Annotated in this window: 8 protein-coding genes; all 8 read left to right on the top strand. The window is 48.9% G+C overall.

Annotated features, from left to right (window positions below; translation table 11 throughout):
* A partial coding sequence (locus tag LDL40_RS11565) for a diguanylate cyclase (RefSeq protein ID WP_300995532.1) occupies window positions 1-1,627 on the top strand: 1,627 nt, incomplete at its 5' end.
* Window positions 1,628-1,826: 199 nt separating this feature from the next.
* Complete coding sequence (locus tag LDL40_RS11560) at window positions 1,827-3,251, top strand: glycoside hydrolase family 28 protein (protein WP_300995531.1); 1,425 nt, start codon at window positions 1,827-1,829, stop codon at window positions 3,249-3,251.
* Between the two features lie 62 nt (window positions 3,252-3,313).
* Window positions 3,314-4,861 carry a UxaA family hydrolase gene (locus LDL40_RS11555; protein WP_300995530.1) on the top strand — a complete coding sequence of 516 codons (1,548 nt, stop codon included), beginning with the start codon at window positions 3,314-3,316 and terminating at the stop codon, window positions 4,859-4,861.
* A 9-nt stretch (window positions 4,862-4,870) separates the two neighbouring features.
* The gene (gene uxaC / locus LDL40_RS11550; RefSeq protein WP_300995529.1) at window positions 4,871-6,295 is read left to right on the top strand and encodes a glucuronate isomerase; all 1,425 of its coding nucleotides are present in this window, start codon (window positions 4,871-4,873) and stop codon (window positions 6,293-6,295) included.
* Between the two features lie 10 nt (window positions 6,296-6,305).
* Window positions 6,306-7,799, top strand: coding sequence for a mannitol dehydrogenase family protein (locus tag LDL40_RS11545; RefSeq protein ID WP_300995528.1), 1,494 nt, complete (start codon window positions 6,306-6,308; stop codon window positions 7,797-7,799).
* On the top strand, window positions 7,799-8,455 hold the full coding sequence (eda, locus tag LDL40_RS11540) for a bifunctional 4-hydroxy-2-oxoglutarate aldolase/2-dehydro-3-deoxy-phosphogluconate aldolase (protein WP_300995527.1): 657 nt from the start codon (window positions 7,799-7,801) through the stop codon (window positions 8,453-8,455). The genes LDL40_RS11545 and eda overlap by 1 nt, the downstream gene beginning before the upstream one ends.
* Window positions 8,456-8,477: 22 nt before the next feature.
* The gene (locus LDL40_RS11535) at window positions 8,478-9,428 is read left to right on the top strand and encodes a sugar kinase (protein ID WP_300995526.1); all 951 of its coding nucleotides are present in this window, start codon (window positions 8,478-8,480) and stop codon (window positions 9,426-9,428) included.
* 13 nt (window positions 9,429-9,441) lie between these two features.
* Window positions 9,442-10,000, top strand: a 559-nt coding sequence (locus LDL40_RS11530) for an aldehyde dehydrogenase family protein (protein WP_300995524.1), incomplete at its 3' end; no start/stop codon positions are given.

Below are 10,000 nucleotides of genomic sequence, written 5' to 3'. Positions count from 1 at the left end.
CCATTATCAGGCAAACCAACTGCAAAGTTACACCACTCGCGAAGGTTTACCTGCTGATTTTGTCGTAGCACTGCACAAAACCGGTGATGTGCTATGGGTGGGAACGGGCACAGGTGTTACCCGATTCATTCAGGGTAAGTTCGAACCTTTGTCGTTGTCGCATCTGGATCAAACCGAGTACGCCTTTGATTTCTATGAACAAGCTGAACAAAAACTACTATGGATGGCGACAGACCGCGGTTTAGTGCGCTACCGGTTAGATACGGCTGAACTGTCTTTGGTTGGCCGCAAAGCCGGTCTTCCTTTTGATAAAATTTTCCAGGTTCAGGCCGATCTGCACAATAACCTGTGGTTGAGTAGCAACAGGGGGATTCTCCGTATGCGGCAGCAGGATGCAAATGCTGTGGCAGATGGCAGCGCCAGCCACATTGCTTTTGAACTCTATGGTGAAAGCGACGGTATGCTCAGTGCACAGGCTAATGGTGGTTCGAATCCGGCTGCAGTATTGGCGCAGGACGGCGCTTTATGGTTTGCCACGGCTATAGGAGTAAGTCGGGTTCAGCCTGAACGTTTGGCAGCCTTTTCCGAAGTTATTCCTCCCGTTGTTTTGGAAGAGTTACTGGTCAATGGAATAGTGCAGAAAATTGAAAACAGTATTGAATTACCTCCAGACAGTGACAGAGTGGAGTTGCATTTCGCTGGTTTAGGTTATGTGATGCCTGGTCGGATCCGCTATCGGAGTCAGTTGGTGGGTTTTGATGCGAATTGGCTGGATAAGGGGCAACAAAACTTTGCCGAATATACCAATCTGGCGCCGGGTCGTTATGAGTTTAAGGTGCAGGCCGCCAACCCGGGTGGCAAGTGGAGTCAGGCAGCCAGTATCGTCTTGATCAAGCATCCCTATTGGTGGCAAACAGGCAAATTCCAGTGGTTTAGTATTCTGTCTACAATAACCCTGCTGTTGTTGCTGGCGTATTGGCGTATGTCTAGTTTGCGCAATTCAGAGCAACGCTTAAAGCGACAGGTGGCAGAAAAAACTGCAGAGTTGCAGCAAAAAGCCAATAGCCTGCAAGCTGCAGACGAAGAAAAATCAGCCTTGTTGGCTCAATTACATCAACAGACTTTAGCTTTAGCATTGCAAGCCAGGCAGGATGGTTTAACAGGTCTTGCCAATCGCCGTGCTTTTGATGAAGTGCTGAGCAAAGAGTTCAGCCGTTCACAACGACTAAAACAACCGCTGGTGTTAGCTTTTATCGATATTGATCACTTTAAAAAGATCAATGACACCTGGTCCCATAACGCCGGAGATCTGGCCTTGGTGGCTATTGCAGAAAAAATCCGTCAGCATTCCCGTTCAGTTGATTGTGCCGCGCGCTGGGGGGGAGAAGAGTTTGCACTCCTGATGCCATCGACCAGTATGGAACAGGCCCAGTTAGTTTGCGAGCGGTTACGACTGGAGATTATGGCGCTGGATTGGCAGGGCATAGCGGATGGCATCAGTATTACTGTTAGTATTGGCATAGCAACCAGCGATGATTTAACTGAAGCCAAACAACTATTGTTTCTGGCCGATCAGGCCTTGTATCAGGCTAAACAGCAAGGCCGTAATCAGGTCTGCGCAGCCTGAGTTCTATCGAATCCGTTGTAGTTTTGATTTCAATAATGGAATCTTCCTTCTGAAGTTCTCTGACCAGTTGCCAGCGGTGGCAAAAAATATTATCCATCTCTTGCTACCGGTGGCAAATGCGTTATTATGCTGTTTAAACAAGCACAAAGCAGCAGGCTTCCGATGGCTTTGTGCAGAGAAAACCATGATGGATGCACAGATGCTACAGCCAGATCTGAAAAAACGTTTTTTACTCAAAGCCGGTATTGGCGCTACGGCATTGCAACCTTTGCTGAGCTTTCAGCTACAGGCAGCAGCGGCTCAAGTGGTTGATCCGGTCTGGGCTGGTGCGGAACAAATACTGCAGGATTTAAAACCGACATCTTTTCCTGCTCGTGATTTTGTCATCACTGCTTTTGGCGCTAAAAAAAATAAGCTTTGTGATCGGGCGATAGCTGCTGCAATTGAGGCTTGCCATCAGGCTGGTGGTGGCAGAGTAGTTGTGCCTGAAGGCGTTTGGTCCACAGGTCCTGTGCATTTAAAATCTAATGTGAATCTGCATCTGCAAAAAAATGCGGTTTTATCTTTTGTGACTGATCCAAAGGCTTACTTACCCCTGGTTTTTACTCGTTGGGAAGGCGTGGAGCTGATGGGGTTTTCACCTCTGATTTATGCCTACAAGCAGCAAAATATTGCGATAACAGGCGAAGGTATTCTCGAAGGCAATGCCAGTGGTGACAATTGGTGGCCATGGAAAGGAGTCTGGAAACATACGCCATGGCAGCTTGATCCTGCCACAGATCAAAAGCCTGGCCGCGACCAGCTGTTTGCTATGGCAGAAGCTGGAGTGCCTGTCGAACAGCGTATTCTGGACAACAATAGATTAAGGCCACCCTTTATCCAACCTTACGCCTGTGAGCGGGTATTGATAGAGGGCGTGACTATCCGTAATTCGCCATTTTGGCTGATTAACCCTGTGCTCTGTAAAGACGTAGTGATACGTGGAGTGAACTGCGTCAGCCACGGCCCTAATTCGGATGGCTGCGATCCAGAATCCTGCCAGCGCGTGTTGATTGAGAATTGCCTGTTTGATACGGGTGATGACTGCATCGCCTTAAAATCAGGCCGTAATGCCGATGGCCGCCGCTTAGCGACTCCTGTGCAACAAGTGCTGATCCAGGATTGTCTGATGAAGTCCGGCCATGGCGGCGTAGTGATTGGCAGTGAGATCTCTGGTGGTGCTAAACAGATATTTGCCAGACGTTGTCGTATGAGTAGCCCTGATCTGGAGCGTGGTTTAAGGATCAAAACCAACTCAGTGCGTGGCGGCTTAATAGAACAAGTCGCAGTCGATGATATTGAAATTGGCGAAGTGAAAGACGCTATCGTCATCAACTTCTATTACGAAGAAGGCGATGCAGGGCAGTTTTTACCCCAAGTCAAAGATCTGAGTATCAGTAATTTCCGAGTGAAAAAAGCTCAACGTGCTTTTGAGATCCGAGGGTTACCCCGTGCTGGCATTAGCGGGATCAGTATGACGGATGTCAGCTTTGAGCAAGCCAGTTTGGGTGTGCTGGACAATGCCAGTGATTTTAAATTGAGCAATGTCAAACTCAATGGAAAAACCTGGACAGGCCTAAAGTAACACGAAAGGCATTTTTTTGATGCAATTTGCCACCGATAGACAAGTTAGCTAGCAGGTAAAAAATGACAGAACAAACAAAAGGCTGTAGCCCACATATTGCTGATCCGGCTGCCATTCAGTTGAGCCTGTTGCAGGTGCATCCGCGCGACAATGTGCTGGTCGTATTACAACCTTTGGCGTCAGGCCAGTCATTAATTGCACCCTGGCACGAAGTGCAGGCAAAAGAGGATATTCAGCCAGGTCATAAAGTGGCGCTGAAGCCCATAAAACAAGGCGAAGCAGTCATCAAATATGGCTACGCTATAGGCGTTGCACAGCAGGATATTCCGGCGGGTAGCTGGGTGCATTCACACAATCTGAAAACCTTATTGTCTGATCAGATTGAGTACCAGTATAAGGGCTGTGCGGCTGACGATTTAGCCTTCCCAACCGAATTGCCTACCCATTTTATGGGTTATCGCCGCGCCAATGGCCGGGTCGGTACCCGCAACGAGTTATGGATCCTAAATACAGTAGGCTGTGTTAACCGTGCCGCGATGAAAATAGCCGAAAAAGCCAATCAGCAGTTTGCTGGTTTAACAGATGGTATTTTTGCTTACACCCATCCATTTGGCTGTTCGCAGTTAGGTGATGATTTAAACCATACCCGGGCTGTATTGGCAGGCCTGATGCAAAACCCTAATGCAGGAGCTGTGCTGGTGCTGGGTTTGGGCTGTGAAAACAATCAGCTGGCGGCTTTACTTAAAGCTTGCCCTGAACTGGATCAAAGCCGTTTACGCGCTTTTAATGCCCAGCAAGTGGAAGATGAACTGGAGCAGGGCTTAGAAGCAGTTGCAGAACTTATACAACTGATGCAGCAGGATAAGCGTACCGCCTGCCCTGTGTCCGATTTAGTGGTCGGTATGAAATGTGGCGGCTCTGATGGTTTAAGTGGTTTAACGGCCAATCCTTTGGTGGGCCGTATTGCCGATTTAGTCTGTGCCGCTGGCGGCAAAGTGGTGCTGACTGAAACTCCTGAGATGTTTGGCGCTGAACAAGTGCTGATGAGCCGTGCTGTTAATGAAAAGGTATTTTCCGACATAGTCACTTTGGTGAACGACTTTAAGCAGTACTTTATCGATAACAAACAACCTGTGTATGAAAACCCAAGCCCTGGCAACAAAGCCGGTGGCTTGACCACACTGGAAGAAAAGTCCTTAGGCGCTATTCAAAAAGGCGGCTCAGCCAGAGTGACCCAAGTGATCCCTTATGGTGCTTTAGTGCAACAGCCAGGCTTAACTTTGCTGCAAGGACCTGGCAATGATGCGGTGTCATCCACAGCCTTAGCTGCCAGCGGTGCCACTATGTTGCTGTTCACCACGGGCCGTGGCACGCCGCTGGGTTTCCCTGTGCCTACAGTAAAAATTTCATCTAACAGCGATTTAGCTAAACGCAAACCGCAGTGGATAGATTTTGACGCCGGCGCTTTGTTGCAACAAGGCCAGAATGCGCAGGATTTTTCCTACCAGTTTTTCCGGGAGCTGATCGATATCGCCTCAGGCAAACGCACTCAAAACGAATTATCAGACAACAAAGAAATCGCCATTTGGAAAAATGGCGTGACCCTGTAAGGAATTTATATGGCCAACTTTAAACCTTTAGTACTTGATCAAGACAGATTATTTCCGGCCGACCCTACAGTTCGCGCCATAGCCAGACGTTTGTATGCCGGCATTAAGGACTTACCTATTGTCAGCCCGCATGGTCATACAGACCCAAGCTGGTTTGCCAGCAATGCCAATTTTGACAATGCCACCAGCTTGTTGCTGCTGCCGGATCACTATGTATTCCGCATGCTATACAGCCAGGGCATTTCACTGGAGTCTTTGGGCATTCGTACTAAAGACGGTACGCCGGTTGAAACCGATTACCGCAAAATTTTCCATACCTTTGCCAAACATTATCATTTGTTCCGTGGCACGCCATCCCGTATTTGGCTTGATAGCGTATTCCATGACGTCTTTGGTTTAGAGCATGCCTTAAGTTCGGAAACCGCAGATTTGTACTACGACAGTATCAATGAGCAGCTAGTCAAACCTGAATTTAAACCCCGTGCTTTGCTGGATAAATTTAATATCGAATTGATTGCCACCACCGAAGGTGCGGTGAATTCGCTGAAACATCATGCGGTTTTAAAAGGTACGGGTTATGAAAAACGTGTGATCACCACCTTCAGACCAGATGATGTGATAGACGCCGATCGTGCTGATTTTCTGAGTAATATCAAAAAGCTGGCTGAGCAAACCGGTCAGGACACGCATAGCTGGCAAGGTTATTTGCAGGCTTTGCGTATTCGTCGCCAGTTTTTCCGTGACCATGGTGCTACAGCCACCGATCACGGTCATCCAACAGCTAAAACGGCCAATCTGTCGGCAGATGAAGCCAGTAAACTGTTTCAGCTTTGTTTATCCGGTAAGGCCAGTAAAGAGCAAACCGAGTTATTCCGTGGCCAGATGCTGACGGAAATGGCTGGGATGAGCATTGAAGATGGCATGACGATGCAAATTCACCCTGGTGCCTTCCGAAACCATAACCCGTCGATTTTCGAACGTTTTGGTGCAGACAAAGGCGCGGATATTCCAAGCCCGACTGAATTTGTCAGTAACTTAAAACCTCTGTTGGATAAATACGGCAACAATGCCGCTTTGAAAATTATTCTGTTCACCCTGGATGAAACCACTTATGCCCGTGAACTGGCACCTTTAGCCGGACATTATCCGTCATTAAAACTGGGCCCAGCCTGGTGGTTCCATGACAGTCCTGAAGGCATGCTGCGCTTCCGTCATCAGGTGACTGAAACTGCAGGTTTCTACAACACCGTAGGTTTTAACGACGATACCAGAGCTTTCTTGTCTATTCCGGCCCGCCATGATGTAGCGCGTCGTATTGACTGTCGCTTTTTAGCTGGCTTGGTGGCTGAACATCGCTTAAACGAAGACGAAGCCCATGAACTGGCGCAGCAGCTGACCTATCAGCTGGTGAAACAAGCCTATCAGTTGGATTAAAGGACAACCCATGAGCATTGATATTCCTCGCTTAGAGCCGGCGTTATTGCAGCAGTTGCAAGGCAAACTAAAACTGCCTGCCTATGATCCATCTGCTGTAGGTATTGGCATAGTACATATTGGCCCTGGCGCATTTTTTCGGGCGCACCAGGCCTGGTACACAGATTTAGCGCTGAAATACGGTGGGGACTGGGGCATTTCCGTGGTGTCGATGCGATCCTCTGATTTAGCCAAAGCCTTAATACCGCAGCAAGGATTGTACAGTCTGGCGCTGCTGGATAACGAAACCAGCTATCAGGTGGTTGGCTCTATTCGTGAGTTATTAGTGGCAGCAGAGCAGTACGAGCAGGTGCTGCATCGTTTAGCAGCGCCCACCAGCCATTATGTAACCCTGACTATCACTGAAAAAGGCTACTGCTTAAATGCGCTGGGTGAACTGGATTTGAGCCATGCCGACATTCAGCATGACTTAGAGCCCAATGTGAAAGCCCGATCTGCTATTGGTTTGCTGGTGCAGGCATTAGCCTTGAGATTTGCCGCCAATGTGCCACCTTTTGTCGTTATCAGTTGTGACAACCTGACGGACAATGGCCATAAACTGCGGCATGCCTTGCTCAGCTTCGCCCGGCAAAAACAACCCGCTTTGGCGAATTGGCTGGAACAGCAGCTGTTATGCCCTTGTACCATGGTCGACAGCATTACCCCTGCCACTGATGTTGAGCTGCCAAAACAACTGGCGTCTGAATTGGGCTATCAGGACAACTGGCCTATTAAACGCGAAAAATTCTGCCAGTGGGTGATTGAAGATATTCTGCCAGCGCACAGACCAGCCTGGCATCAGGTCGGAGTCACTTACACTCAGGACGTGAAAGCTTTTGAAAAAGCCAAGCTGCGGTTATTAAATGCTCCTCACTCGGCATTGGCGTATTTAGGTACTTTGTTTGGACTGGACACTGTATTTGATGCCATGCAGCAGAGCGCATTACGTGCCTTTGTCACTCAGCTGGCACAGGACGAAATAATTGGCTCTTTTCACGCACCAGCGGAGTTGGATGTCGCGCAGTACAGCCAGGATATTTTCCAGCGGTTTGATAATCCTGCTATACGGCATTTGCTGGCGCAAATTGCTTGGGATGGCTCGCAGAAATTACCTATGCGGGTGTTTCCGGTGATCCTCGATAACCTGGCCGCAGGTCGTTCTATTCGTTTGCTTTGTCTGGTGGTGGCCAGTTGGATGCTGTTTATCCGGCTGCGTGCCAGACAGCAACCCGATGTTGCTTTGGTCGATCCTCTGGCCAAGGTATTGCTCGACACCGCAGCGGGCTGTAGCGGTGAAGCTGTGGCAGATACCGCATTGTTTTTGGCGTTATCTGCGGTATTTCCACCTGCCTTACAGCAGTCGGAACAGTTTCAGCTGGAACTGAGTGCTGCCTATCAGCGCCTTTCCCCAGTGCTTACTCCAACCGGGGCTGGCTCAGCCTCCTTTTTACAGGATTTGTTCTGATGACTTCGTTATCTTCATTGCTTAAAGGTGGCTTGTTATTGCCTATTATTCAGGCCGAACAGCCACAACAAGCCGTGGCTATTGCCAAAGCTATGCAGCAAGGTGGGGTGACTGCAGTGGAAGTGGTGCTGCGCACCGCTGCAGCTTTGGATTGTATCAGTGCGATACGCTCTGAAGTACCAGAACTGTTAACAGGGGCAGGCACTATTTTGTCTGCAGCAGACGCCCGCAATGCCAAAGCAGCTGGCTCGCAGTTTTTAGTCAGTCCAGCCAGTACACCGGATCTGTTAAAAGCCATGCTGGCGACAGAGTTGGCGTTAGCGCCTGGTGTTGCTACGCCGTCTGAAATGGCGATGGCGATTGAAATGGGCCTGACTGAACTGAAGTTTTTCCCGGCACATTTGTCGGGCGGCGTCGAGATGCTCAAAGCACTTTCCGGCATTTTCCAGAAAGTAAAATTCTGTCCTACGGGTGGGGTTCAACTGAACAATATGGCGCAGTTTTTAGCTTTGCCTAACGTCTTTGTTGTTGGCGGTTCATGGATCTCGCCTAAAGATTGGATCCAACAACAAAATTGGACCGCTATCACTGAGCTAGCCCGACAATCAGTTGTTGTAGCAGAACAAAGTCGGGTACGGCATAGTCAGGTTGCCTGAGTCCACACTTAAGGATGGATCAATGAAACAAATCATTATTTTTGGCGAATGCATGGTGGAGTTATTTCAACTGGTGGATAACGTCTACCACCAGGCTTTTGCCGGAGATGTCTATAACACAGCTGTGTATTGCAAACGCAGCGCGGCTGCACAGCTCAACCTGAAATTTTTGTCTGCAGTGGGCACAGATTTAGTCAGCGACAAACTGATAGCCCAACTGGAGCAGGAAAAACTCGACAGTACCCTGGTGCTTCGCACTAAAACGGCACGGCCTGGTTTGTATATGATCAATACCGACTGTTTTGGCGAGCGCAGTTTTGTCTACTGGCGTGACAGCTCAGCAGCTAAGCAAAGTCTGGCTTTATTTCGCCAGCACAGCACAGTGGCTCAGTTATTACCTGCCGATGTGTTTTATTTCTCAGGCATCAGTCTGGCGATTCTATCGCTGGAGGATCGCACTTATCTGTTTTCGCTGATCAAGGAGCTGAAAGCTCAGGGTGTACAGATTGTGTTTGATCCAAACTACAGACCAGCGCTTTGGCCTGATGCTGAAATTTGCCGCGCCAATTTTGATCAGGCTTATGCGCTGTCAGATCTTGCTTTGCCTGGTCTTGATGATCACAAAGTATTGTACGGAAGCAGCAGCGCAGCTGATGTTTTGGCACAACTGCAGCAGTTGGGCGTCAAAGAAATTATCGTCAAAAATGGCTCCTCAGGTGTGCTTGGGTTCAGCGATGGCAAGAGTTTCCAATGCCCTGCGGTGCCTGTGAAAAAAGTAATAGATACCACGGCAGCAGGAGACTCTTTTAACGGGGGTTATCTGGCCGGGCGTCTTAATGGTTTATCTGCGCTTGCCTCCTGTCAGTATGCCGCAGCTTTAGCCAGTTTTGTTGTAGAGCATACAGGCGCTATTGTCACCAAAGAGCAATTCCGTAGTTTTTCCGGCCGTTTTAATCTGAATTCATTTAGCTAAAAGGAAGTTTGTCATGTCTGCTGATCTGTCTTTGTATTTTCCAACCCAGGCTGAAATACCGGCCCAGTGGCGACTCAGAGAGCCAATAGAGCAGCGTGACTATTTACTCAATGGTAAGTTGTGTCAGTGGCAGGGCGATTTAGCTCCTGTCTATAGCCCTGTTGCGCTTCGTAACAGTTCTGGTGAATTAACCCCCACTTTATTAGGTGCTACGCCTTTAATGGATGAAATTGCTGCCAAAGCTGCTTTGGAGGCTGCACTTAAGGCTTATGATTTAGGCCGTGGCCTTTGGCCCTCTATGGCGGTGATGGAACGAGTGGCTGCTGTGGAGAAATTCCTCGCTGCTATGGTGCTGCAACGCGATGCGGTGATCCGCTTATTGATGTGGGAAATTGGCAAACCTCTGCCGGATGCTGCCAAAGAGTTTGACCGTACCTGTGATTATATCCGCGACACGATACAGGCGTTAAAACAGCAAGACCGCAGTGCCAGCCACTTTGTCATAGAGCAGGGCACTTTAGGCAAAATACGCCGTGTCGCCGTAGGTGTTGCGCTTTGTATGGGGCCTTTTA

Source organism: Rheinheimera sp. (assembly GCF_020217005.1).
Classification (GTDB): domain Bacteria; phylum Pseudomonadota; class Gammaproteobacteria; order Enterobacterales; family Alteromonadaceae; genus Pararheinheimera.
Note: the sequence above shows the minus strand (reverse complement) of the source record. Positions and strands in the feature narration are given on the sequence as shown.